Annotated in this window: 21 protein-coding genes; 13 read left to right on the plus strand and 8 right to left on the minus strand. The window is 57.0% G+C overall.

What is annotated here, in order from left to right:
* The first annotated feature begins 14 nt into the window (after positions 1-14).
* The 10 genes from ABI171_RS15485 (at position 15) to cysM (ending at position 12,447) form a co-directional block, all read left to right on the plus strand.
* A complete protein-coding gene (locus tag ABI171_RS15485) occupies positions 15-3,500 on the plus strand; it encodes a DEAD/DEAH box helicase (protein WP_348093425.1) in 3,486 nt (1,161 codons plus the stop codon).
* 56 nt (positions 3,501-3,556) lie between these two features.
* A complete protein-coding gene (gene cmk, locus ABI171_RS15490) occupies positions 3,557-4,228 on the plus strand; it encodes a (d)CMP kinase (RefSeq protein WP_348093426.1) in 672 nt (223 codons plus the stop codon).
* A gap of 219 nt (positions 4,229-4,447) precedes the next feature.
* A complete protein-coding gene (gene rpsA / locus ABI171_RS15495; RefSeq protein ID WP_348093427.1) occupies positions 4,448-6,166 on the plus strand; it encodes a 30S ribosomal protein S1 in 1,719 nt (572 codons plus the stop codon).
* A 45-nt stretch (positions 6,167-6,211) separates the two neighbouring features.
* Positions 6,212-6,517: an integration host factor subunit beta gene (locus ABI171_RS15500; RefSeq protein WP_038492951.1), complete on the plus strand. Its 306-nt coding sequence runs from the start codon at positions 6,212-6,214 to the stop codon at positions 6,515-6,517.
* Positions 6,518-6,728: 211 nt separating this feature from the next.
* The gene (locus tag ABI171_RS15505) at positions 6,729-7,043 is read left to right on the plus strand and encodes a LapA family protein (RefSeq protein ID WP_348093428.1); all 315 of its coding nucleotides are present in this window, start codon (positions 6,729-6,731) and stop codon (positions 7,041-7,043) included.
* A 276-nt stretch (positions 7,044-7,319) separates the two neighbouring features.
* A complete protein-coding gene (gene lapB / locus ABI171_RS15510; protein WP_348093429.1) occupies positions 7,320-8,495 on the plus strand; it encodes a lipopolysaccharide assembly protein LapB in 1,176 nt (391 codons plus the stop codon).
* Positions 8,496-8,561: 66 nt separating this feature from the next.
* Complete coding sequence (locus ABI171_RS15515; RefSeq protein ID WP_348093430.1) at positions 8,562-9,944, plus strand: UDP-glucose/GDP-mannose dehydrogenase family protein; 1,383 nt, start codon at positions 8,562-8,564, stop codon at positions 9,942-9,944.
* A gap of 17 nt (positions 9,945-9,961) precedes the next feature.
* Positions 9,962-10,903 carry a D-glycero-beta-D-manno-heptose-7-phosphate kinase gene (gene rfaE1, locus ABI171_RS15520; RefSeq protein WP_348093431.1) on the plus strand — a complete coding sequence of 314 codons (942 nt, stop codon included), beginning with the start codon at positions 9,962-9,964 and terminating at the stop codon, positions 10,901-10,903.
* Positions 10,904-11,021: 118 nt separating this feature from the next.
* Positions 11,022-11,345, plus strand: a complete 324-nt coding sequence (locus ABI171_RS15525; protein WP_348093432.1) for a helix-hairpin-helix domain-containing protein — start codon at positions 11,022-11,024, stop codon at positions 11,343-11,345.
* Positions 11,346-11,544: 199 nt separating this feature from the next.
* On the plus strand, positions 11,545-12,447 hold the full coding sequence (gene cysM / locus ABI171_RS15530; protein WP_348093433.1) for a cysteine synthase CysM: 903 nt from the start codon (positions 11,545-11,547) through the stop codon (positions 12,445-12,447).
* A gap of 47 nt (positions 12,448-12,494) precedes the next feature.
* Here the strand turns inward: cysM and ABI171_RS15535 are convergent, their stop codons facing one another.
* Both ABI171_RS15535 and ABI171_RS15540 read right to left on the minus strand, forming a co-directional pair.
* Positions 12,495-12,830, minus strand: coding sequence for a hypothetical protein (locus ABI171_RS15535; RefSeq protein ID WP_038492934.1), 336 nt, complete (start codon positions 12,828-12,830; stop codon positions 12,495-12,497).
* A gap of 388 nt (positions 12,831-13,218) precedes the next feature.
* A complete protein-coding gene (locus ABI171_RS15540) occupies positions 13,219-13,803 on the minus strand; it encodes a DUF1415 domain-containing protein (protein WP_348093434.1) in 585 nt (194 codons plus the stop codon).
* A gap of 186 nt (positions 13,804-13,989) precedes the next feature.
* Here ABI171_RS15540 and ABI171_RS15545 point away from each other — a divergent pair, with 186 nt between their 5' ends.
* Positions 13,990-14,526 carry a YaeQ family protein gene (locus tag ABI171_RS15545; protein WP_348093435.1) on the plus strand — a complete coding sequence of 179 codons (537 nt, stop codon included), beginning with the start codon at positions 13,990-13,992 and terminating at the stop codon, positions 14,524-14,526.
* Positions 14,527-14,557: 31 nt separating this feature from the next.
* On the opposite strand, the gene mltB is transcribed toward ABI171_RS15545, so the two are convergent.
* The 4 genes from mltB to ABI171_RS15565 are packed head-to-tail and all read right to left on the minus strand — an operon-like array spanning position 14,558 to position 19,764.
* The gene (gene mltB, locus ABI171_RS15550; RefSeq protein WP_348093436.1) at positions 14,558-15,688 is read right to left on the minus strand and encodes a lytic murein transglycosylase B; all 1,131 of its coding nucleotides are present in this window, start codon (positions 15,686-15,688) and stop codon (positions 14,558-14,560) included.
* Positions 15,679-17,814 (minus strand): DUF3488 and transglutaminase-like domain-containing protein, encoded by a 2,136-nt coding sequence (locus ABI171_RS15555; protein WP_348093437.1) that lies wholly within the window; start codon positions 17,812-17,814, stop codon positions 15,679-15,681. Before ABI171_RS15555 ends, mltB begins: the two co-directional genes overlap by 10 nt.
* Entirely contained in the window at positions 17,811-18,812 is a 1,002-nt protein-coding gene (locus ABI171_RS15560) for a DUF58 domain-containing protein (protein ID WP_348093438.1), read from the minus strand. The genes ABI171_RS15555 and ABI171_RS15560 overlap by 4 nt, the downstream gene beginning before the upstream one ends.
* A gap of 31 nt (positions 18,813-18,843) precedes the next feature.
* The gene (locus tag ABI171_RS15565) at positions 18,844-19,764 is read right to left on the minus strand and encodes a MoxR family ATPase (RefSeq protein WP_348093439.1); all 921 of its coding nucleotides are present in this window, start codon (positions 19,762-19,764) and stop codon (positions 18,844-18,846) included.
* A gap of 198 nt (positions 19,765-19,962) precedes the next feature.
* Here ABI171_RS15565 and ABI171_RS15570 point away from each other — a divergent pair, with 198 nt between their 5' ends.
* Complete coding sequence (locus ABI171_RS15570; RefSeq protein ID WP_348093440.1) at positions 19,963-20,901, plus strand: histone deacetylase family protein; 939 nt, start codon at positions 19,963-19,965, stop codon at positions 20,899-20,901.
* A gap of 162 nt (positions 20,902-21,063) precedes the next feature.
* Positions 21,064-21,999 (plus strand): ribosome biogenesis GTPase YlqF, encoded by a 936-nt coding sequence (gene ylqF, locus ABI171_RS15575; protein ID WP_348093441.1) that lies wholly within the window; start codon positions 21,064-21,066, stop codon positions 21,997-21,999.
* A 996-nt stretch (positions 22,000-22,995) separates the two neighbouring features.
* Here the strand turns inward: ylqF and ABI171_RS15580 are convergent.
* Both ABI171_RS15580 and ABI171_RS15585 read right to left on the minus strand, forming a co-directional pair.
* On the minus strand, positions 22,996-23,223 hold the full coding sequence (locus ABI171_RS15580; RefSeq protein WP_348093442.1) for a hypothetical protein: 228 nt from the start codon (positions 23,221-23,223) through the stop codon (positions 22,996-22,998).
* A 382-nt stretch (positions 23,224-23,605) separates the two neighbouring features.
* On the minus strand, positions 23,606-23,982 hold a 377-nt coding region (locus ABI171_RS15585; protein WP_348093443.1), incomplete at its 5' end, for a hypothetical protein.

The following is a 23,982-nucleotide window of genomic DNA, read 5'->3' on the forward strand; positions in this document are numbered from 1 at the left end:
TTGACAGGCCGCGCATGAATCTGACACTTGCCGACGTGCGCGACGTGTTGCATCAGGCAACCTTTGATCGCGGCCAGGAATACGTGCGCCAGCGGCGTGTGCTGGCGGTCGAGCAGGATGGCGACGTCCTCAACGCCATCGTCCGGGGCAGCGGCAGCAACGTCTACCAGCAGGAAATAACGCTGTCGGTATTCCGCGATGCGCCGGATATCGATAGCGTCTGTTCTTGCCCTGTCGGCTCCAACTGCAAGCATGTGGCGGCGGCGCTGATCGAGTATCTGCAGCGTCCTTCCTCCGACCAGATCACGATTGCCACTGACAGATTACGCGCGCAGGAGCCTGCCGTGATCGTCACCAAACCGATCCCCAAGCCGGTTGCCAAAGCGATTTCGCCGCAACCGCTGGCGCGTCCGATGGAAGCCTGGCTGACCCGGGTCCAGAGTGAAATCGCGGGCGCTGCATCGACCCCGCCGCAGACCGGCTTGCGCCAGAAAGTCGCCACGCATCAGGTGGTTTTCGTCCTCTCTGCCGCCTACAATGGCAAGAAGGCGGTGCTGCATTTATGCAAGGCGCAGCCGCGGCCGAACGGCCAGTTTCTATCCGCCCAACCAGTTACCGACGTGCCGCGCCTGCTGGCCGACCCGACCGTGTTCTTGCGCCCGGAAGACCGTGATCTGATCGGCTTGTTCGTGGCCCAGAACGATGGCAACCATGCGCAGCACGCCGCCTGTGAGTTGAGCGGTCAACTAGGTGCGCAATTGTTGCGTGCGCTGCTGCAGCAACAGCGCTTGCTGTGGGCGAATTCCCTGTCCGACCTGGTGAAGGGCACCGCCTATCCTTTGCAACTGGCGCCGCCGCGCCGCGCCAGCCTGGCCTGGCACGAAGCGCCGGATGACGGCCGTGATGCAGCGCGCGATCTCTGGCAGCTGGGCTGGCAATTTGAAACGGCAATCGAGGCTGCCGCAACTGCAACCGCAGCTTCGAAGCAGGCGCGCAAAAGCCTCGATTACATGCTGCCTACCGAGCCGCCTTGGTATATCGACAATCTCTCTTGTGGCGAGCTGCTGCTTTCGCATCGCGATAGCCGGATTTCCAGCAAGGCGCTCAACGACCTGGTGATCCAGGCGCCCATGCTGGATCCGGATGACCGGCTAGCTGTCGCCCAGCAATTGCTGACGCAAGGTTTGACTGATGTGATCCCGTTCCCGCCGCAGGTGGCGCAAACCGTGCGCCGGGATATCGCGCCGCAGCCATTGCTGGTGCTGGGTAATCTCCCCAGTGTCAGCAATCCGCTGATGCAAGATTTCGCCGAGCTGCATTTTCGTTATGACGACGCCATCGCCTCCGCCCAATTCACCCCGTCGCTGAGCCGCAACACAGCGGCCGGGATCGAACAGATCATGCGTGATCGGGCCGCAGAAACGGCCTTGCAGCAGACTCTGCTGGCGCTGGGCATGCAAGCGCTGGAGGGTACGCAACATCCGCTGGCCATGATGCCGGGCATGTTCATGCTGCCGGACCAGTCTGCGTGGCTGCGCTTTGCCAAACAAGGATTGCCGCAGTTGATAGCGCAAGGCTGGCAGATCGACAAGCGCGCCGAGTACCGTTTCGATGTGGCCGAGGTAGAGGATTGGTATGCGGAGGTTGACGAAGCAGCCGATGACGCTGGCGGCGGCTTTGACCTGCAAATGGGCATCGTGGTCAATCACCAGCGCGTATCGCTGCTGCCGCTGCTGGTTGATTTGATTCGCCAGGCGCCGCAGGATTTCGATCCGCGCACCATGGCCCTGCGCGACGACCAGGATGAATTGCTGGTGCGTTTGGCCGATGGCGTGCATGTCGCCATGCCCTGGGGCCGCATCAAGCCGATCCTGAATACCTTGGGCGAGCTGTATTTCACTGAAAAACCAGACGGCCCGGTGCGCTTGTCGGCGCTCGATGCGGCGCGTCTGGCCGAGCTGGACGCCGGCAACAAGCTACGCTGGATAGGCGGCGACCGCCTGCGCAGCATGGGGCAAAAGCTGCACACCTTTGGCGGCATCAAGCAAGTGTCGGCGCCGCCCGGTTTGCAAGCCACGCTGCGCGACTACCAGCTGCAAGGGGTGGCGTGGATGCAATTCCTGCGCGAATACGACCTGGCCGGCATTCTGGCCGACGATATGGGCCTGGGCAAGACTGTACAGACCCTGGCGCATATCCTGATCGAGAAGCAAAGCGGCCGCCTGACCGCGCCGGCGCTGGTGATCGCACCTACCAGTCTGATGGATAACTGGCAGCAGGAAGCCGCACGCTTTGCGCCCGATCTGCGGGTGCTGGTGCTGCAAGGGAAGCAACGGCTGGAGCAGTTCGAGCAGATCGCAGATTGCGATCTGGTGCTGACCACCTATGCCTTGTTGCCGCGCGATGAAGAGCGCTGGCGCGAGCATGCTTTTCACTTGCTGATCCTGGATGAAGCGCATTACATCAAGAATCCGCGCTCCAAGGTGGCGCAAAGCGCGGCCATGCTGAATGCGCGGCATCGCTTGTGTCTTACCGGCACGCCGGTGGAAAACCATCTGGGCGAGCTGTGGGCGCAGTTTCATTTCCTGCTGCCGGGTTTGCTGGGCGATGAAAAATCCTTCAACCGCGATTTCCGCCAGCCGATTGAAAAGCAGGGCGACGCTACCCGCCGCGGGCTGTTAAGCCGCCGCATCAAGCCATTCCTGCTGCGCCGGACCAAAGACAAGGTGGCCAAGGAATTGCCGCCAAAGACCGAGATGCTGCGCAGCGTGACCTTGACCGGGGCGCAGCGCGATCTTTACGAAAACGTACGCCTGGTGATGGATAAGAAGGTGCGCGAAGAGATCGCCAAGAAAGGCGTGGCGCGTAGCCATATCGTGATCCTCGAGGCGTTGTTGAAATTGCGCCAGGCTTGCTGCGATCCGCGCTTGCTCAAGACCGACCAGCCGGAAGCCGAGGCGGCGCAGGCTGAAATGCCGTCCGCCAAATTGCAGGAATTGCTGGAAATGGTCGACGAACTGCGTCAGGAAGACCGGCGGATTCTGGTGTTCTCGCAATTTACCAGTATGCTGGCGCTGATCGCCGAAGAACTGCGCGAGCGCGATATCGGCTATACGATGCTGACCGGCGCGACGCAAGACCGGGCCGAGGCAGTGCGCAAATTCCAGGATGGCGAAGTGCCGGTATTCCTGATCAGTCTCAAGGCCGGCGGCGTCGGCTTGAACCTGACCGCGGCGGACACCGTGATTCACTACGACCCGTGGTGGAATCCCGCCGCCGAAAGCCAGGCCACCGACCGCGCCTGGCGTATCGGCCAGGACAAGCCGGTGTTTGTCTATAAGCTGATCGCCAAGGGCACGGTAGAAGAAAGCATCCAGCTGCTGCAGCAAAAGAAAGCCGACCTGGCGCAGGCAATGTTGTCGCCGGAGGGAGATGAAACCCAGAATGTCGGCCTGACGCAGGATGATTTGCAGGTAATTTTCGCGCCCTTGTCAGAGTAATATTTGTTGCTGAACCAGCGACAATGCATCCAGTTTAATAATAATCGAGTATTTTTATGCCTAATTCCCACATCCCCGTCATCACCATCGATGGCCCAACGGCATCCGGCAAAGGCACCGTTGCGCAGAAGGTGGCGCAGCGCCTGGGTTTCCACTATCTCGATTCCGGTGCGCTGTATCGCCTGACCGCCTTGTCCGTATTACGCCGCAACACCGCGCTGGATGACGAGCACGCCCTGGCCAAGGCCGCAGAACACCTGCATTGCCATTTCAACGGCGCCCACATTTTCCTGGCGAACGAAGACGTCTCCAACGATATCCGGGCCGAAGAAGTAGGAAATATGGCTTCAAAAATTGCTGCAATACCAACTGTTCGGCAAGCCCTGTACGGCCTGCAATTAAGTTTTAGACAACAACCGGGCCTGGTCGCCGACGGCCGCGACATGGGCACCGTGATCTTCCCCCATGCCGGGTTAAAAGTATTTTTGACCGCCAGCGTCGAGGCCCGGGCCCAACGGCGCTATAAGCAATTGATTGACAAGGGTTTTTCTGCTAATATGGAAGACCTCTCAAAGGATTTGACGGAGCGTGATGCGCGCGATAGCAGCCGCAGCTCGGCGCCGTTAAAGGCCGCGGAAGGGGCGCATCTGCTGGATACTTCTGCAATGACTGCTGACGAAGCGGTCGAACAAGTGCTCAGCTGGTATGCCGCTGCCAAGCCGTCCTGAATGAGAAATAAGTTGAGAAGTCAGTGTTTTAGCCTCAAGCAGTAACATTATTTGTTGTTTTTTTGCAGTACCTTGGTGTCCGGCCTGACGCAAAGTCTGACCGGACGTTGAAAAACCTAACCCGATATTGACCGCATCTTAGTAAGTAAGTACTGCAGCAAGTGATTTTTTAAGTACTTTGCATAGATAAGGCGGCAATACTGTCAACTAGTCAAAACTATGTCCATCACTGTTCTGTCCAATACCTCCGGCGCCGCCGCTGATTTTGCCGCGCTGTTTGAAGAATCGCTGTCACGTCAAGACATGCGTTCTGGTGAAGTGATTTCTGCTGAAGTCGTGCGCCTTGACCATAACTTTGTTATCGTCAACGCAGGCCTCAAGTCCGAAGCCTTCATTCCAATCGAAGAATTTAAAAATGACAACGGCGAACTCGAAGTCGCTGTCGGCGATTTCATTTCCGTCGCGATCGAATCGCTGGAAAATGGTTTCGGCGATACCATCCTGTCGCGCGACAAGGCCAAGCGTCTGGCATCGTGGCTCTCGCTGGAAAAAGCGATGGAGTCCGGCGAGATCGTTACCGGTACTGTCAATGGCAAGGTCAAGGGCGGCCTGACCGTTCTGACCAACGGCATCCGTGCCTTCCTGCCGGGTTCGCTGGTCGATACCCGTCCGGTCAAGGACACTACGCCGTTCGAAGGCAAGACCATGGAATTCAAGGTCATCAAGCTCGATCGCAAGCGTAACAACGTCGTGTTGTCGCGTCGCGCGGTTATCGAAGCTTCGATGGGCGAAGAGCGCCAAAAGCTGATGGAAACCCTGAAAGAAGGCACCATCGTTACCGGCGTCGTCAAGAACATCACCGACTATGGCGCATTCGTGGATCTGGGCGGCATCGACGGTCTGTTGCACATCACCGATCTGGCATGGCGTCGTGTGCGTCATCCTTCGGAAGTGCTCACAGTCGGTCAAGAGATCACTGCCAAGGTCCTCAAGTACGATCAAGAAAAGAATCGCGTTTCCCTGGGCGTCAAGCAACTGGGCGACGATCCTTGGACCGGTCTGTCACGTCGTTACCCGCAAAGCACGCGTCTGTTCGGTAAAGTCACCAACCTCACCGACTACGGCGCATTCGTTGAAGTCGAACAAGGTATCGAAGGCCTGGTTCACGTTTCCGAAATGGATTGGACCAACAAGAACGTGGCGCCAAACAAAGTCGTTCAATTGGGCGATGAAGTTGAAGTCATGGTTCTGGAAATCGACGAAGACCGCCGCCGTATCAGCCTGGGCATGAAGCAATGCAAGGCTAATCCTTGGGACGATTTCGCTGTTACCCATAAAAAGGGCGACAAGGTCAAGGGCGCGATCAAATCGATCACCGACTTCGGCGTGTTCATCGGCCTGGCCGGTAACATCGACGGTCTGGTGCATCTGTCGGATCTGTCCTGGACTGAAACCGGCGAAGAAGCCGTTCGTCGCTTCAAGAAGGGCGACGAGCTGGAAGCCATCGTTCTGGCAATCGACGTTGAGCGTGAGCGCGTTTCCCTGGGCGTCAAGCAACTGGAAGGCGATCCATTCAACAATTTCGCTGCAATGAACGACAAGGGCGCACTGGTTTCCGGTACAGTCAAGTCGGTCGAGCCTAAGGGCGCAGTGATCCAGTTGTCGGATGAAGTCGAAGGCTACCTGCGCGCTTCCGAAATCTCCCGCGATCGCGTGGAAGATGCCGGTACGCACCTGAAGGTTGGCGATACCATCGAAACCATGGTCATCAACATCGACCGCAAGGCTCGCAGCATCCAGCTGTCGATCAAGGCGAAAGACAATGTTGAAACCCAGGAAGCAATGCAGAAGTTGTCCTCGGCTTCGGACTCCAATGCCGCTTCCGGTACGACTAGCCTGGGCGCGCTGTTGAAGGCCAAGCTGGACAACAAGAACTAAGCAGCAAGTATATTTAACTGAGATTTAACTGAGCGAGTAAAGCTAATGACAAAGTCGGAGCTGATTGCCCGCTTGGCCGAGCGTTATCCGCAACTGGTAGCCAAGGATGCGGATTACGCGGTGAAAACCATACTCGATGCAATGGCGGATGCTTTGGCAACCGGCCAGCGTATCGAGATTCGTGGATTCGGCAGTTTTGCGCTGAATCGGCGGCCACCGCGGATCGGGCGCAATCCCAAGTCCGGCGACAAAGTGATGGTGCCCGAAAAACGGGTGCCGCATTTCAAGCCAGGCAAGGAATTGCGCGAACGAGTCGACGCGATGGTCGGGCAACCGATTCAAGAAGACTGAGTTGTAAAGGCGGAGTTATATTTACGCGCGAGCAAAATCGAAACGGCATCTACGGATGCCGTTTTTTTTCACGTACAATTTCGCATCATTTAAAGTAATATTGTTTGTGTATTCAGTGCGGATTTGCAAAAATGGCAATAATAAAACCAAGCGGCTGCAAGTTTGCGTCGCTTAAGTTAGCCACCATTACCCAATCACACGAAAAGGCATCATGAAAATCATTTCCCGAATTCTTTCGATCCTGCTGTTTCTTGTATTTTTCGGATTCGCCCTGCAGAACAAAGGCAACGTCGATCTCCAGTTCTTCCCCGGCACGACCATGCAAGGGCCGCTGGTGCTGTTCCTGCTGGGTTTCTTCATCTTCGGCGCGATTCTTGGCGTACTGGCGATGGCGCCATCGGTGTTCCGTCACCGCCGCAACGCATCAAAAACAAAAAAAGCCCTGACCAACTTGCAAAAAGAGCAGGAAGCGCAACGCCTGGCAGAGTCACAAGCACCGCAACCGGACAGCATCAAGAATATATAATGCCGCTTAGAGTCCGTCAGGAAATAAGTTGGGCATTTGGGCGGACGTAGCTGGATGCGAAGCAAGGCGCTCGATGCGCCGCAGTGCGAGCACTGCAAGCGGTGGGCAACGCAGCAGCGCGCCAGCTACGGCCAGCACAAATGTCCAACTTATTTCCTGGCGGGGTCTTAGTATCAAATTGGGTGAGCCGCCGCGATTGCGGCGGTAAATCAATTTGCCGGCATTTTCACACCGGGTCTTTGCGAAGATCCCGGTCACGCATAAAGCACAGTCCGTATGGAATTTGAAATTTGGTGGTTACTCGGCATCCCGGTCTTTTTTGGACTTGGCTGGATTGCCGCGCGAGTCGATATCAATCAACTGATATCCGAATCACGCAGTTTGCCTCGCGGTTATTTCAAGGGTTTGAATTTTCTGCTCAACGAGCAGCCGGACAAGGCCATCGATGCCTTCATCGAAATCGTCAAGCTGGATCCGGAAACCGCCGAGCTGCATTTCGCGCTGGGCAATTTGTTCCGCCGCCGTGGCGAAACCGAACGCGCGATCCGGGTCCACCAGAACTTGTTGGCGCGACCCGACCTGGCGCAAGAACATCGCCTGCATGCGCAATATGAACTGGGCCAGGATTACCTGAAAGCCGGTCTGCTGGACCGCGCTGAAGAGAGCTTCCACTTGCTGGCCGGCAGCCAGTACGGCGCCCAGGCCGGCCGCGCTCTACTGGAAATTTATCAGCGCGAGAAAGAATGGCAGCGCGCCATCGAAGCGGCCCAGACCTTGCAGCAATCGGGGGCCGGCGGCAGGCAAAAAGAGATCGCCCAGTTCTATTGCGAGCTGGCGCAGGACGAATTGGTCGACGGCCATCCCGAGGAAGCCAGGTCCTTGCTGGAAAAAGCGCTGGGCAACGACCGCAACAGCGTGCGCGCCACCATGTTGCTGGGCGACGTCCATCTGGCGCAGGGTGACGTCGAAGCCGCCTTGCAGGCATGGCGCCGGGTCGAGCAGCAAAGCGTGCCGCATGTGGCGTTGGTGGCGCAACGCCTGATGGATGGCTATCGCGCCGTCGGCCGGCCGCACGAAGGCGTCAATCTGCTGCGTTCCTATCTCGCCGAAGCCTCCTCCATCGACTTGCTGGAAGTCGTGTTCAAAGCAGTGCTTGAGCTGGATGGCGTCGAAGCCACCAATCAGCTGGTGGGCGATGAGCTGCGGCGCACGCCGACCTTGCTGGGCCTGGATAAGTTGCTGGAAGCGCGCCTGATGAAGGTGGCGCCGGAAATGCATTCAGAGCTGTCGGTGGTAAAGAATCTGGTGCATGGCTATACCCAGAAGCTGGCGCGCTACCAATGCAGCCACTGCGGCTTCAAGGCGCGCCAATTCTATTGGCAGTGCCCCGGCTGCAGCCGCTGGGAAACCTATCCGCCGCGCCGTACTGAAGAATTGAACGTAATGAATTGAGTTTAGTTTAACCCGCTGCTGGCCTGCCATACCCATGGCGGCAGCGTAGCGCATTCACGGAATAACATGAAAATTACTATTATCGGTACCGGCTATGTCGGCTTGGTCACAGGTGCTTGCCTGGCGGAGCTGGGCAACGACGTGTTTTGTCTCGATCTCGATCAAGCCAAGATCGCCATGCTGAACGGCGGCGGCATTCCTATCCATGAGCCCGGCCTGGCCGAAATCGTCAGCCGCAACCGCGCTGCCGGACGCTTGCATTTCTCTACCGACATTGCCGCCAGCGTGGCCCATGGCCAGGTGCAATTCATTGCGGTCGGCACGCCGCCGGATGAAGACGGCTCGGCCGACTTGCAATACGTATTGGCCGCGGCCCGCAACATCGGCAAGTACATGACCTGCTTCAAGGTCATCGTCGACAAATCGACCGTGCCGGTGGGCACCGCCGACCGGGTCGCCGCAGCGATCCAGCAAGAGCTGGATGCACGCCAGCCCGCTGGCGCTGCGATCCGGTTTTCCGTCGTTTCCAATCCGGAGTTCCTCAAAGAAGGCGCCGCAGTGGAAGACTTCATGCGGCCCGACCGCATCGTCATCGGCTGCGACGAGAGCGCCTCCGGCCAGCAGGCGCAAGCGCTGATGAAGCAGCTGTACCTGCCGTTCAACCGCAATCACGAACGCACGTTCTGGATGGATGTGCGCTCCGCCGAATTCACCAAATACGCAGCGAATGCGATGCTGGCGACCCGCATCTCGTTCATGAATGAACTGGCCAACCTGGCCGATAAAGTGGGCGCGGACATCGAAGCGGTACGCCATGGCATCGGTTCCGACCCGCGTATCGGCTACAGCTTCCTGTACGCCGGCTGCGGCTATGGCGGCTCCTGTTTCCCCAAGGATGTGCAGGCGCTGGAACGCACTGCACGCGCCTACGGCCAGGAACTGCATATTCTGCGCGCGGTAGAACAAGTCAACAATAATCAGAAGCACGTGCTGGGACAAAAAATCAGCGAGCGTTTCGGCGCCGATCTGAGCGGCAAGCATTTTGCCTTGTGGGGCCTGGCGTTCAAGCCGAATACCGACGATATGCGCGAAGCCTCGTCGCGCGTGCTGTTGGGCGAACTGATCGCGCGTGGCGCCACCGTGGCGGTGCATGATCCGGTAGCCATGGCGGAAGCCAAGCGTGTGCTGGCGCTGGATTTTGCGGCTACGCCCGGCGCATTTGAACGCATCCGCTTTTGCGACAACCAGACCGATGCGCTGAAAAATGCGGATGCCTTGGTGATTGTGACGGAGTGGAAGACGTTCCGCAGTCCCGATTTTGACCAGGTCAAAACACTACTCAAGGCGCCAATCGTGTTCGACGGCCGCAACTTGTATGAGCCCGAGGTGATGGGCGAGCTGGGCTTCGAATATCACGGCATTGGCCGTTCGGCGCTGGTGCGTCATTAAGGCGTGTGGATAAGATCATGACCAAGCAAAGCTATACGCTGCCGGCTTCTTTCAAGCACGTGCAGATTCTGGTGGTCGGCGACGTGATGCTGGACCGTTACTGGTTTGGCGAGGTCAGCCGTATTTCGCCTGAGGCGCCGGTGCCGATCGTGCGCGTGGAAAAGCGCGAAGAGCGGCTGGGCGGCGCCGCCAACGTCGCGCGCAATATCGCTACCCTGGGCGGCAGCTCGGGTTTGCTCGGCGTGGTCGGCCAGGATGAAGCCGGCGACACCGTCGACTGCATGCTGGAAGAAATGGGCGTCGACAGCTTCCTGACCCGCGATCCGAGCATCTCCACCATCATCAAGCTGCGCGTGATCGGCCGCCAGCAGCAATTGCTGCGCATCGATTTCGAAGAAGCGCCGACCGATGCCGTACTGCGCGACAAGCTGACCCGTTTCAATACCTTGCTGCCGCAATATCCGGTGGTGGTGCTGTCCGATTACGCCAAGGGCAGCCTGGTCAACGTGGCGGAAATGATCGCCGTTGCCAGGCAGGCCGGCAAATGCATCCTGGTCGATCCCAAGGGCGACGATTTTTCACGCTATGCGGGGGCTACCGTCCTGACGCCGAACAAGTCGGAGATGAAGCACATCGTCGGCAACTGGAAGAACGAAGACGAATTGACTGTGAAAGCGCAAAATCTGCGCGAATCGCTGCAGCTCGAAGCCTTGTTGCTGACCCGTTCGGAAGAAGGCATGAGCTTGTATACGGCAAAGGAAATCACGCACTTTCCGGCAATGGCGCGCGAGGTCTATGACGTTTCTGGCGCCGGCGACACCGTGATTGCGACGCTGGCATTGATGCTCGGCGCGGGATTGCCGATTGCCGACGCCGTTGCATTGGCGAATCGCGCCGGCGGCATCGTGGTCGGCAAACTTGGTACGGCGACGGTCAGCCGCGAAGAATTATTAGGTTAAGTAAATTCTCGTTTGTGGTCTAAAAGCTAATTTTCCGCATTGTCGTGACTATAATTAATTAGACGTTTTCGCGTCTGATTGATTTTTCAGCCACACCACATCATGGGAGATAGACGAAATGCTTAAAAAACTATTGCTGGTAACTTGCATGCTGATGGCTTCGGCCAGTTTTGCCCAGGTCGACGTCAACAAAGGCGACCTGGCGGGCCTGGAGGGAGTCAAAGGCATCGGCGCAGCCACGGCGAAGCGCATTCTCGATGAGCGCACCAAAGGCGGCAACTTCAAGGACTGGGGCGACTTTGAAAGCCGCGTCAAAGGCATCGGTGAAAAGAATGCGCTCAAACTGTCGCAAGGCGGTTTGCAGGTGAATGGCAAGGCCAAAGGCGATACAGCGCCGCCACCGGCCAAGGCAGCCGCCAAAACGGCGGCCAAGCCCAAGTAACGGCGCCGGGCTGGCCATCCGGCCGCGCAGTGCAATCATCGCGTATGTACGGCCCCACAGCGGTTCTCGGGGCTTTTTCATTTTCCGGCAGGATGCATTGTTATTCGGCGCTATCGGCTGTGCTTTGTCAGGCTTTCATACGCGTAGCAAAGTCTCATATTAAAATGAGCTCTTTGCACAAGACGCCTGATCACAAAATATGCCTTACCTGACTATCGAAGACACCATCGGCAACACCCCTCTGGTTCAACTCAAACGTATCCCCGGCAGCGATGCCGAACAGCGCAATAACGTGATTCTGGGCAAGATGGAAGGCAATAATCCCGCCGGTTCAGTGAAAGACCGGCCGGCATTGTCGATGATCAAGCATGCGGAGACGCGTGGTCAGATCAAACCTGGCGACACGCTGATCGAGGCCACCAGCGGCAATACCGGCATCGCCCTGGCGATGGTGGCGGCCATGCGCGGCTACAAGATGGTGTTGTTGATGCCGGAAAACCTGAGCGAGGAACGGCGTCAGAGCATGGCGGCTTATGGCGCCAAGATTATCTTGACGCCAAAAACCGGCGGCATGGAATATGCGCGCGACCTGGCTGAAAAAATGCAGAAGGATGGCCAGGGACTGATCCTGGATCAGTTTGCCAATCCGGATAATCCGCTGGCCCATTATGAAACCACCGGCCCGGAAATCTGGCGCGATACCGAAGGGCGGATTACCCATTTTGTCAGCGCCATGGGCACCACCGGCACTATCATGGGCGTCTCCACCTACCTGAAAGAACAGAACCAGGCGATTCGCATTATCGGCGCGCAGCCGGAAGACGGCTCGCAAATTCCAGGGATCCGCAAATGGCCGGAAGCTTATCTGCCGAAAATATTCGACCATTCGAAAGTTGACCAGACAGAAGCAGTCAGCCAGGCGGCGTCCGAGCATATGGCGCGCAGGTTGGCGAGTGAAGAGGGGATTTTCTGCGGAATATCTGCAGCGGGTGCTTGCGAGGTGGCTTTACGTATTTCACAGCAAGTAGAAAACGCGACGATCGTGTTCGTCGTCTGCGATCGCGGCGACCGCTATCTATCTACCGGCGTTTTCCCTGCCTGAAGCAGCTGCAGGCAGCGCTCCAGACAGGGAGGGAATCGACATGCCGATTACTTCAGCTTTTCGGCTTCGATCTTGCTCTTAGGCTTGAACTGCTTGTCACTGATACGGAATTTCTCGCGACGATCACCCATCAGGGCGCGCAACTCACGAATTGTCAGGTCGCTGACTTCGTGCATGCGAATCAGCAGCGAGGCGCCAACCGGCAAACGACGGTGGCGGATTTTGCTGATGACCGGTGGCGCCACTTCGAGTGAGCGCGAGAGTGCCGCATCGTTTTTCAAGTGCAACTTGTCGATGAGCGAATCCAGCAAGTGATTTGGATCATAGGTCACTTGTTCATCAAGTTTGTTGCTGGTTGGTGCGTCTGGGGTAGTGTTAGTCATAATCAATTGTTTCCGTTTATCCTAGTTGATATATGGGAAGTGGTTGTGCAATATGTACAAAACTATTACCAAGTGCACCTCCCAGTTTTATTGGCAAAATTATAATTGCCGTATTTTATACTGATTTTGAGCACATTTTTATCATAAAGAAACTCCCTATTTATTTCTTCATGGGACTACTGATACAGCTTGGTACATTGCACAGCGTGTTGTACGTTCGGTTGGTAACAAACAAGGTACTTTGTTTAGTGACCAAATATACAAATAAGTTGCACAAGCTCAATTTAAAATTTTCTTGTTACGATGTCTATTACTATTTAGTAACTTTCCGTAAAAAACTGCAAGAAATACCATTTTTACAACATAAAACAATAAGCAAAGCACCAATTCAGGCTTGTTTTTGTCCCTCCCTCATTATTTTCTGCCAGCCGTCCAATCCTAGCTGATGCAGGGTTTGCATATTTTTGCTGAATATTTCCGATGCATCCGGGAAGGCATCGACCGCGCGCTCAACGCTGATTTCGCGTAACAGGTGCAAAGTCGGGTAGGGCGCGCGATTGGTGTAGTTGCTGATGTCGTCGATGTCGGTGTCGGCGAACTGATATTCGGGATGAAAGCTGGCCACCTGGATCTCTCCCCCCAGATTGAGTTCTTCGACCGCGGCATCGGCGACGTCGAGGAAGTCGTTATAGTCCAGGAAGTTGCGCAGGACGTCAGGGTGGATCAGCAAGGTGGTGTCGACCTTTTCCGGATTGGCTTCCTGCAAGAATTCCAGCTCCCTGATCAGGTCGGCCACCAGCTCTTCCGGTGTCTTCGCACTGCTGACGACATAGCGGATCTGATCTTTGATAAAGACAGCCTTGGCGAACGGGCACAGGTTGAGCCCGATCACGGCGCGCTCCAGCCACACTTTGGTGTGAGCAATTACTTCGTCGGAGAATGCCTTGTCAGCTGGCGGGAGAGCAGTTTTCATTGATTATATTGTAAGGTTTGCACAAAATTTAAACACATATAAGGGCGAATGCCGCAGCATCAAGCCCTGGCTATCGAACCGTCGCGGCGGTCATTTTGTTTTCCGTACCGGAAAATCGGGTTATTCTTCCGATCCCGTGACTGCGACACGCCGGGTTTGATTCATCTTTATATAACAATAGGCGTTATGGCCCTTAAAGCAACTATTTTCAAAGCCGATCTGCAAATTGCCGATATGGACCGTCATTATTATCAGGAACACGCCTTGACCTTGGCCCGTCATCCGTCGGAAACCGATGAGCGCATGATGGTGCGCCTGCTGGCGTTTGCCCGCCACGGGTCATCCGCCTTAGTATTCGGCAAAGGGTTGTCGGACGCCGAAGAGCCGGATTTATGGGCGAAGGACCTGACCGGCGCCATCGATCTCTGGATCGAAGTCGGGCAGCCGGATGAAAAACGCATCCTCAAGGCTTGTGGCCGCGCGGCGCAGGTGATCGTGTACAGCTACAGCAGCACCAGCCATATCTGGTGGAACCAGATCGCCGGCAAGGTGGCGCGTGCGCGCAACCTTACGGTCATCAATATCGCCGCCGCCAGCAGCGAGGCGCTGACCGGCTTCGCCCAACGCAACATGCAACTCCAGTGCACCATCCAGGACGGGCAGATCTGGATCACCGCCAACGACCAGACCGTCGAAGTCGAACTGACGGTCAGCAATCCATAACGGCTTATTGCCACTGTTGCCACCGCGGTTATTATTGTTCGCGCGCCACCCTGACCGCGCGTCCCAGATCGACTACCGACATCGCGTAAAAGAAACTGCGGTTGTACTGCGTGATGGCGTAGAAATTATCGGTGCCGATCCAATACTCGGCAGGATTCTGTCCATTCTGCAGGTCGATCAGGCCGAACCGCATGTCGTTTGGCAGCACCACGCCGGGCACGACGCCGGCTGCTGTCAGTTCGTCCAGTGAATACTTGGCCTCCAGGCCTTGGCCGATAAATGCCTGCCAGCGGTTTTCCGCGCTGGTATCGGTCGACAACGTCACCGGGAACACGATCGGCGTGCCGGTTTTCCAGCCGTGTTCGGCCAGGTAATGAGCCACGCTGCCAATCGCATCGATCGGCGAATTGCGTAGATCGATCTGGCCCTTGCCGTCAAAATCCACGCCGTACTGGCGGATGCTGCTCGGCATGAACTGCGGCCAGCCGATGGCGCCGGCATAGGAGCCCAGCAAGGTGAATGGATCGATCCCTGATTCCCTGGCGTACAGCAGCGTGCTTTCCAGTTCACCGCGGAAGAAGGCCATGCGCGCTTCGCGTGTCGGCGTGTCGGGATAGTTGAACGCCAGCGTGGTGATGGCGTCCATCACCCTGAAGCTGCCGACGTTGCGGCCATACACGGTTTCAACGCCGATGATGCCGACGATGATTTCGGCCGGCACGCCATATTGCGCTTCAGCGCGGCGCAAGGCGTCGGCATAGGTATTCCAGAAATCGACGCCGGCCTGGATGCGCACCGGTTCCACAAAGCGCGCACGGTAGGCGGCCCAGTTTTTCGGCTTGCCGGCCGGCGCCGGCTTCATCAGCTGGATCGCGCTGTCGATATAGCGCACTTTGTTGAACATGGTGACCAGTTCTGCGCGGTCGAAACCATGCTTCTCGACCATCTGGTCGATGAACGCGGACACCTCTTTCCAGTCGGCGAAATTGGCAAACTCGCCGTCGTCGGCATTATTCATGGCCTTGCGCACGCTGACCTTGGCTGCGGTGGTTTTACCGCCGGTGCTTTGCTGCGCCAGCAAGTTGGGACTGGCGGCGATCGCCAACGCCAAGGCGCACAGCTGGGCGGCGGTATGGAAACGGAGAGTGGATTTCATCGACATTGAGAGAGCAGTAATTTTAGTTGTGCAATTGAAGGTGCCGGCAGCTTGTGGCTAGTCCCGTATGCAGCCCCTGATTCGGCGCCATATTGAAGGGATTCGTACAATGCCATGAAGCGCTGTACCGCCATTTTGGCGGCAGGCGACAGCGGCGAATCGCTGGCGCACAGACGGCGGCCGTAAGTCGCCGGACCTTCATGCTTGTTCCGCGCCAGGCCGCGCCTTGCCATCTGCGCGCACAGCGCGGAGTATACCGTATCGAGCGGCTTGCTCTTGCTGCGCGCCAGTAGCAAAGGCAGCGTGACGCTGGCGACCGCCACTGTGCCGATGGCCAGCATCAGGATACTCAAGGTGCGCCAGTCCATGTCGTCAAAACCCAGCCAATGCATGAAGCCCATCTGTTGGGCCGGCGTGTAATTCAGCACCCATTGGTTCCAGCCATTGCCCAGCGCTTCCCAATTGGCGCGCAACAGAGCGACGCCATCGTTCAATGCCGACCACCAATTGCTCTGGCCGGGGGCCGCATCCAGCAGGTTGCCAAAGAAAGAGCGCGGCAGCACGTTGCCGAGCCGGGTTTCGATCCGGTTCGGCGCTACTGCCGCGGTAGGATCGACCCTGACCCAGCCGCGTGGTGGCAGCCAGACCTCGGCCCAGGCGTGGGCGTCGGACTGGCGTACCGTCATCATGCCGTCCACCGGATTGATTTCACCGCCCTGGTAACCGGTCACCACGCGTGCGGGAATCCCGGCGGCGCGCATCAGCACCACGAAGGAGCTGGAATAGTGTTCGCAAAAGCCGGCGCGGCTGGAAAACAGGAAGTCGTCGACGCTATTCTTGCCGAGTAACGGCGGTTCCAGGGTATAGCTGAAATTTTCGCGGCGGAAGAATCTCAGTACAGCGGTCACCAACGCCGTGTCGTTGGCTGACGTGTTACGCAGGCTGGCGGCAAATTCCCGGGTCCGCGGATTAAATCCGGGCGGTAGCGCCAGCATCTGCTGCTGGTCGTCTGCCGTGAGTTGGATTGCTGGCACAGGGCCGAGGTTGGATATGACGTCGTAACGCACGCGTTCATTGATGCTGCGCGGAGCGCGGATCTGGTGATCGGCCGTCAGCCGCGTCCGGGCGCCATCCAGGAGCGGCGCCTCTTGCGGCGTTTCCAGCGCAAACAGCCAGCGCTGGCCGTTCGGTTCCAGCGTGATTTGCTGGTGTGTTTCTGCGCCGGGGGCGGGCGCAGCGACAGGCTGCATGTGACCAGCCGTATCGGCTGCCGCGCGGCTGCGCCTTCCCTCGGTCCAGGTGCGGCCGTCGAAATCATTCAAGACCACGCCACGCCAGTAGCGTTTGGCGGGGGCGGGCGCAGTTTCTGCAAATTTGACGCGGAAGGCGATGTCGTCGGATAACGCCAGTTGCGAGAGATTTCCCGGCGCCATGCTGTCCGATAAACCAGAACGGCCGCCGTGGGCATCGCCGGGCAAGCCCCACAACGGCCCCTGAATCCGTGGAAACAGCAGGAACAAGATCAGCGTCAACGGCAGCGCCATGGCCAGTATCACGCCACCCAGCCGCAGCCGTTGCCTGAGCGGCGGCATGTCGCCGGTGTACTGGAATGATAGCTGCGCGGTCAACAGCAGCGTCAGTGTGGCGATCATCCAGAGCAGAGATAAAATCGATTGCGAATAGAAGAAGGTAGTGAGCAATAAAAAGAAACTCAGCAACAGCGCCACGAACAGATCGCGGCGGGCGCGCATTTCCAGCAGTTTGAAGGTCAGCAGCAGCGTCAGCATGGCGACCCCGGTCTCGCGTCCGAACCAGCTGCCGTAGTCCAGACGAACCGCACCCATGATCAGGGCCGCCAGCGGCAGCAACAGCCACATCGGCGGCAAACGCTGGCCGCGCAAGGTGATCCATGCGCGCCACAGCAGCAGGCCGCCGCAGATCAGAGAAATCCACCAGGACAAATGCAGGAAGTGCGGCAGCAGCACCATGCCGCAGGCGCCCAGCAGCAGCAGGGTATCGCTCTTGTCGCGCGGCAGCGTCTTCACATACGTGCTGGAGATACGGAACAGCGGCTTGTTTTCAAGCTCGGTCCTGAGCTGGTGCAGGGTGGCGGCGGTCGGCGCTGGCTTCATGTCTGCCCTTCATACAAGGCCAGCGCGCGCAGGCAGGCGCGCTGGTGCGCTGGTCCCAGCGCGGCGGCGTAAAAGCTGTCGCCGAGACGGAAGGCATACGGCAGCTGGCGCGCTTCCGCTTCCAATATCCAGCGCGTCATGCGCGACAGCTTGCTTTCGACCGGCATGCCATACGGTAGCGCCGCATAGTCGATCGACAAATCGCTGACCGCGCCGCCTTCGAATTGCTTGGTGATCAGCCTGGCCTCGATGTCGGTATCCAGCCTGGCGATCTGGCGCCAGGCCAGATGCTTGGGCGAATCGCCGCTCTGGTAAGGACGGATGCCGGCAAAATCCTGATGGCCGGCGACGCCGTTGCCATCGCTTTTCTCGATCGGCGCCAGCGGTAGCGGCGGGGTCGAATCCGATGCTTCGGGTTGTGGGTAAACCAGCGCCTTGCTGTCTGGTTGCCAGTAGCTCCAGGCGCGCAACAGGCCGAGCGGGAAGCGGGTTTGCAAACGTATTCTTGGCGCCGGTTGCCAGCCGCGATGGCTGGTGGTCACCGCCAGCGTCAGATGGCTGGCGCTATGTGCCGACACGTCAACCGCCCGTTCGATGGCAGGCAAGCTGCGGCCGATGAAGCCAAGCCAGATGGCGTAGCGCGGGTGCTTGCGGCGGTTGGTCAGATGCAGTTCGAACAACGCATCTTCACCGGCGAACACGGCCGCCGCCTTGCCTGCCGCCAGTTGCAGATAAGCCAGGTTGCGGAAGGTCAGATGCATGTCGATGACTGCGCACGCAGCCAGCAGGAAGGTCAAGCCGAAGCCGAGACTCAGGTTGTAATTGATGGAGCACAAAAACAGCAGCACCAGCATGAAGGCAAAGGCGAGCCCGGGCCGGCTCGGCACGATGAACACGCGACGCTGGGTGAGCAGCACTTCGCCCGGTTCGGCATCGCGCAGCTGGAACAAAGACTGGTCCAGCCAGTGGCGGATTTGCTTGCGCAGGGACGTCAGCATGGGAGCGGGAGCAAGTAGCTTTAGTGTCTTTTTATACTGCAACCGATTTCATCAGTTGCAATACCAGGTCTCGCACGCCCAAGGCGCTGCCGGTATGGGCCTTGAGCGGACGCAGGCGATGCGCGGTCACCGGCACCAGCACAGCCTGGACATCTTCAGGGACAACGTGGTTACGGCCTTCCAGCGCGGCCCAGGCACGTGCCGCCTGCAACAACGCGATGGCGGCGCGCGGGCTCAAACCTTCGGCAAACAGCCCGGTCTGGCGCGAGGCATGCGCCAGCGCCTGCACGTAATCGATCAGCGCGCTGGAAGTATGGATCGATTTCAATGCCTGCCGGGCTTCGATCAGCTCAGCCGCTTGCATTACCGGAGTCATTGCTTTCAGCAAGGTGCGGCGGTCTTCGCCCATCAGCAGCGCCCGTTCGGCGGCGGCGTCCGGATAGCCCAGCGACAAGCACATCAGGAAGCGGTCCAGTTGCGATTCCGGCAACGCGAAAGTCCCCACCTGATGCGCCGGATTCTGGGTTGCGATGACGAAGAACGGTTCCGACAGGTCGCGCGTCACGCCCTCCGCGGTAACTTGGCGCTCTTCCATCGCCTCCAGCAGCGCCGACTGGGTCTTGGGCGTGGCCCGGTTGATTTCATCGGCCAGCAACACTTGGGTAAATACCGGTCCGGGATGGAACACAAAGCCGCTTTTTTCACGATCGAAAACGGAAATGCCGACCACGTCTGCAGGCAGCAGGTCGCTGGTGAATTGCAGGCGGTTGAAGCGCAGCCCCAGGGAAATCGCCAGCGCATGCGCCAGCGTAGTCTTGCCGACACCAGGGACATCTTCGATCAATAAATGGCCGCCCGCCAGCAGGCATACCAATGCCTGGCGGATTTGATGGTCCTTGCCTACGACGATCTGACTGACTTGTTGTGCTACTGCGTGGATTTTTGCGAACATGGCATCGTTTAAGAGGGCGGGTTTGCCGAGAGAGAATCATACAAACTTCCCCTGAATTAGCCTAGTTTCTTTAAAAAAATATTATTAAGAATGATCCGGAATGCACAAACGCAGCCCTCGTAACCTTGTGCGTCCCAACCTGCAATTGTTCCCCGTGTACACTAGCATCATTTCCAGCAAGACTTTTGGCGAGATCAATTGACTACTGCTTTCTATACTCATACCGATTGCAAGCTGCACGACATGGGGCCGGGACACCCGGAATCGCCGTCGAGATTGCAGGCGATCGAAGACCAGCTGATTGCCAGCCGTATCGACCAGTTGCTGGATTACCGTAGTGCGCCGCTAGCGCAGGAGAGCGATCTGGCGCGAGTGCATAGCGTGGCGATGATCAATCGGGTGCAGCAGCATAGCCTGGCCCTGGCTGGCACAGCCGGCACTTTTCCGCTCGATCCGGATACCGCCGTCAATGCGTACAGCTGGCAAGCGGCTTTGCGCGCGGCCGGCGCCGCGCTGGCCGCGACTGATGCCGTCATCGCGGGGGAAATCGACAACGCCTTTTGCTCGGTGCGCCCCCCCGGGCATCACGCCACGTCCACCGAATCAATGGGATTTTGCCTGTTCAACAACGTCGCACTGGCCGCTCGCCATGCGCTCGAAGTGCACGGGCTGGAGCGGGTGGCGATCGTCGATTTCGATGTCCACCACGGCAACGGCACCGAAGAGATTTTTGCGCAAGATCCGCGTGTGCTGATGGTGAGTTTCTTCCAGCATCCGTTTTACCCCTATTGTGGCGCCGAGGCCGCCGGCGCCCACGCCATCAATATCCCTGTGCCGGCTTATAGCGACGGCAAGGTGGTGCGGCAGTTGGCGAGCGAGCACTGGTTGCCGGCCCTGCAGGCGCACCGGCCGCAAATGATTTTTGTCTCCGCCGGTTTCGATGCGCACAAAGAAGACGACATGGCGCAGATGGGGCTGGTCGAGGCCGACTACACCTGGCTTACCCGGCAGATCATGGCGGTCGCCGCAGAATACGCGCAAGGCCGGATTGTCAGCTGCCTGGAAGGTGGTTACGACCTTTCAGCTCTGGGGCGCAGCGTGGTCGCGCACATGAAAGTGCTGGCCGAACTGGAATAACCAGCTTGCAATAGATTTGCCTTGGGGTAATGCAATGTGCAGCCGGCGCCATGAGAAAGCGCTTTGCGCCGCCATCTCATGCAACGCGCGCGACCCCGGATTGAGGTAGATACGGAATAAGTCCGTACAATAGCGGTTTATTTTAGCCAGACAAGACAACGCATGTCCATACAATGGTTCCCAGGTCATATGAACGCCGCCCGCAAGAAGGCGGCGGAAGCTATGGAGAAGGTCGATCTCGTGATCGAAGTGCTGGACGGCCGCTTGCCGCAAGCCAGCTGCAATCCGATGATCGAACAGCTGCGCGTGTTTCGCCAGCGTCCCTGCCTGAAAATCCTCAACAAGAGCGATCTGGCCGATCCCGCCGCCACCCAGGCCTGGATCAATTTCTACAACGCCCAAAAAGATGTGCATGCGGTGGCATTGAGCTGCAAGAAGCCGTCGGATGTCGCCAAGATCCCGGGGTTGTGCCTGGCTCTGGCGCCGCATCGCGGCACGCCGCTGAAGCCTTTGCGCATGATGATCATGGGCATTCCCAACGTCGGCAAGTCGACCTTGATGAACGCCCTGCTGAAACGCCGCGTGGCCGCAGTCGGCGATGAGCCGGCAGTGACCAAGGTGCAGCAGCGCCTGTACCTGGGTAACAACATGGTCCTGATCGATACCCCTGGCATGCTGTGGCCGAAGATCGCCCATCCAAGCGACGGCCTGATGCTGGCCGCCAGCCACGCCATCGGCAGCAATGCGCTGATCGAAGAAGAAGTGGCGACCTTCCTGGCCGATGAGTTATTGCTGCGCTACGCACCGTTGCTGGCCGCGCGTTACAGCCTCAAGACTGATGGCATCGACGGCGTCAGCGTGATAGAAGGCGTGGCGCTGCGCCGCGGTTTCCGTCTCAAGGGCGGCGATCTCGACCTGGAGAAGGCAGCCCACACCCTGCTGCAAGATTACCGCACCGGTGCGCTAGGCCGCATCAGTCTGGAAACGCCACAAACGCGGGCGGCGTTGCTGGCGCTGTACCAGGAAGAAATGGCAAGGCGTCAGGCAGAAGCAGAAGCCGAAAAAGCCGAACAGGATGCACAAGACAACAGCCGATAAAGCCGTACTGTCTCGCAAGCACCCGCAATGACGATGTTATTGCGGGTTTTTTATTGCCCGAAGCTGGCTACGGTATCGTTTCCTTGTTGCTAATTAAATTAACATTTCTATTCTCATGGAGTGATTAGGCCGCCACGACCTAAGATTTTCCTCCCCCAGTCCGGCGTCGCGTGAACGACAAGCTACTGCGGTCGGCTTTCCTCGCAGATATGCACGCAACAGCGATTTCCCCAGGCCGCATACGGCACATAGTTGTAATTTAAATTTAACTAAAAGATATTTTTAAAATGCCAACTGTTACTTTGTGGTGTCGTTCTCCACGCTCCTGATAAAAGATCTTAAATTTTTGAATATTTATCCTTAAGAAACATATTTATCATTTCCATTCGGAAATAAATAATATGTTTGTTTCTTTTTGGCATGTTTATTTTTTGAAGTCGTCAACTATTTTTTCTTCATTGGCTTGCAGTACGGAAATAATAAATTCAAGATATTCGAAATATATATAACTTAAATTTATAATTATAAACAATGACTTAGTTATTTTTTTAAGAAAAAAATGACTAATTTAAGACAAGAAAATCCACTTCATCCAAATATTTTCAATAGTCATATATGAATAAATTCGTTGTTTATTGGCGACTTTATGGAACTTATTTAGATGACATAAATATTAATTGAAATTAACATTTGGCACTTCTCTGGAATTATGGGTTTAGACATTTATTGATGTTTAAATTGCAATGCCCGCGAAGTACTGAGATGGTTTGGATTCAGCAAGTGCCTCATAGCCTGGAATATCTCCGCTTTCAGCAAAACGTCTAAGTCAGTTCGGGACGATGCTGGTATGGGTTTGGTGGTACTTATGCAGCAAATTGGTCTGTAAAAAAATTTAAGGCATCAATGAATGTTACTTAAAATCCAATATTGTTACTTTAAGTGGGGCGCAAAAGCGGCACCAAATTCCGCCTTTCTTACAAGTTATCTGAGCTCCAACTATTCGATCGGGATTTGAGTCAAGCGCCCAGGCTGCTTGAGGCTCCGCTCCGATGTGATGAAGCCGAGTTCTTTGTGGTCGCAGAAGCAACAAATTTCCAGGGTGAAGAGATGCATAAATTGCACCAGATGAATTATTTCAGGATCCGACTTGCCGGCGCCAACGAGAGTTGCCCGCAAGTTCGCGCCATAGCGCTGGAAACTAAATGACGCCTGTCCACCATCCATTTAGCAGCCCTTAGCAGTGCCCCATTTTCAGTGTTTCCATTTTCCATGTGATCTCGCTTGCGCGACCAGTCTGATCCCATGTCGCAAGCCGCAGCAACTTTTGCATAGAGCCATTCATGAATAAAATTTACCGCACCGTATATAGCGAAACCCTTGGCACCTGGGTTGCTGTCTCTGAAAATACGGCTGCGCGAGGCAAACGCAGCGGTTCAGCGGTGGTTGCGGCATTGGCAACGGCCGCTGCCGTAGCGCAGTTATTCATGTTTGCGCCAGATAGTGCATTTGCACAGACCTTGCCGGAAGCAGTGTGTACAGCAGGCAATGGCGGAACCATGTATGGCGGCCTCTCTAGTTGTGTCAACTATGTGAACAACACTAGGGTCTACCTTAATAATTTGTCGACATCAACGTCGACTACGGTCATTAGTCTATCTACTGGATTGAGTACAACCAATAGCAGTGTGACTTCGCTATCGACTTCCGCGTCGACTGGTATCACTTCACTGTCGACATCGACTTCGACTGGCATCACCTCGTTGTCGACTGGCCTGAGCACAACCAACAGCAATGTGACGTCATTGTCAACGTCAGCATCGGCCGGCATCACCTCGCTGTCGAGCGGCCTGAGCACAACCAACAGCAACGTGACATCGTTGTCGACGTCGGCATCAACCGGTATCACCTCATTGTCGACGTCGGCATCTACAGGTATCACCTCATTGTCGACGTCGGCATCTACAGGTATCACTTCACTGTCGA

It is taken from the genome of Collimonas sp. (assembly GCF_039923675.1).
Lineage (GTDB): Bacteria > Pseudomonadota > Gammaproteobacteria > Burkholderiales > Burkholderiaceae_D > Collimonas.

Excerpts from the sequence above, each read along its gene's own strand:
- ABI171_RS15485 (WP_348093425.1), top strand. The coding sequence starts at position 15 with ATGAATCTGACACTTGCCGACGTGCGCGACGTGTTGCATCAGGCAACC.
- cmk (WP_348093426.1), top strand. The coding sequence starts at position 3,557 with ATGCCTAATTCCCACATCCCCGTCATCACCATCGATGGCCCAACGGCA.
- rpsA (WP_348093427.1), top strand. The coding sequence starts at position 4,448 with ATGTCCATCACTGTTCTGTCCAATACCTCCGGCGCCGCCGCTGATTTT.
- ABI171_RS15500 (WP_038492951.1), top strand. The coding sequence starts at position 6,212 with ATGACAAAGTCGGAGCTGATTGCCCGCTTGGCCGAGCGTTATCCGCAA.
- ABI171_RS15505 (WP_348093428.1), top strand. The coding sequence starts at position 6,729 with ATGAAAATCATTTCCCGAATTCTTTCGATCCTGCTGTTTCTTGTATTT.
- lapB (WP_348093429.1), top strand. The coding sequence starts at position 7,320 with ATGGAATTTGAAATTTGGTGGTTACTCGGCATCCCGGTCTTTTTTGGA.
- ABI171_RS15515 (WP_348093430.1), top strand. The coding sequence starts at position 8,562 with ATGAAAATTACTATTATCGGTACCGGCTATGTCGGCTTGGTCACAGGT.
- rfaE1 (WP_348093431.1), top strand. The coding sequence starts at position 9,962 with ATGACCAAGCAAAGCTATACGCTGCCGGCTTCTTTCAAGCACGTGCAG.
- ABI171_RS15525 (WP_348093432.1), top strand. The coding sequence starts at position 11,022 with ATGCTTAAAAAACTATTGCTGGTAACTTGCATGCTGATGGCTTCGGCC.
- cysM (WP_348093433.1), top strand. The coding sequence starts at position 11,545 with ATGCCTTACCTGACTATCGAAGACACCATCGGCAACACCCCTCTGGTT.
- ABI171_RS15535 (WP_038492934.1), bottom strand. The coding sequence starts at position 12,830 with ATGACTAACACTACCCCAGACGCACCAACCAGCAACAAACTTGATGAA.
- ABI171_RS15540 (WP_348093434.1), bottom strand. The coding sequence starts at position 13,803 with ATGAAAACTGCTCTCCCGCCAGCTGACAAGGCATTCTCCGACGAAGTA.
- ABI171_RS15545 (WP_348093435.1), top strand. The coding sequence starts at position 13,990 with ATGGCCCTTAAAGCAACTATTTTCAAAGCCGATCTGCAAATTGCCGAT.
- mltB (WP_348093436.1), bottom strand. The coding sequence starts at position 15,688 with ATGTCGATGAAATCCACTCTCCGTTTCCATACCGCCGCCCAGCTGTGC.
- ABI171_RS15555 (WP_348093437.1), bottom strand. The coding sequence starts at position 17,814 with ATGAAGCCAGCGCCGACCGCCGCCACCCTGCACCAGCTCAGGACCGAG.
- ABI171_RS15560 (WP_348093438.1), bottom strand. The coding sequence starts at position 18,812 with ATGCTGACGTCCCTGCGCAAGCAAATCCGCCACTGGCTGGACCAGTCT.
- ABI171_RS15565 (WP_348093439.1), bottom strand. The coding sequence starts at position 19,764 with ATGTTCGCAAAAATCCACGCAGTAGCACAACAAGTCAGTCAGATCGTC.
- ylqF (WP_348093441.1), top strand. The coding sequence starts at position 21,064 with ATGTCCATACAATGGTTCCCAGGTCATATGAACGCCGCCCGCAAGAAG.
- ABI171_RS15580 (WP_348093442.1), bottom strand. The coding sequence starts at position 23,223 with ATGGATGGTGGACAGGCGTCATTTAGTTTCCAGCGCTATGGCGCGAAC.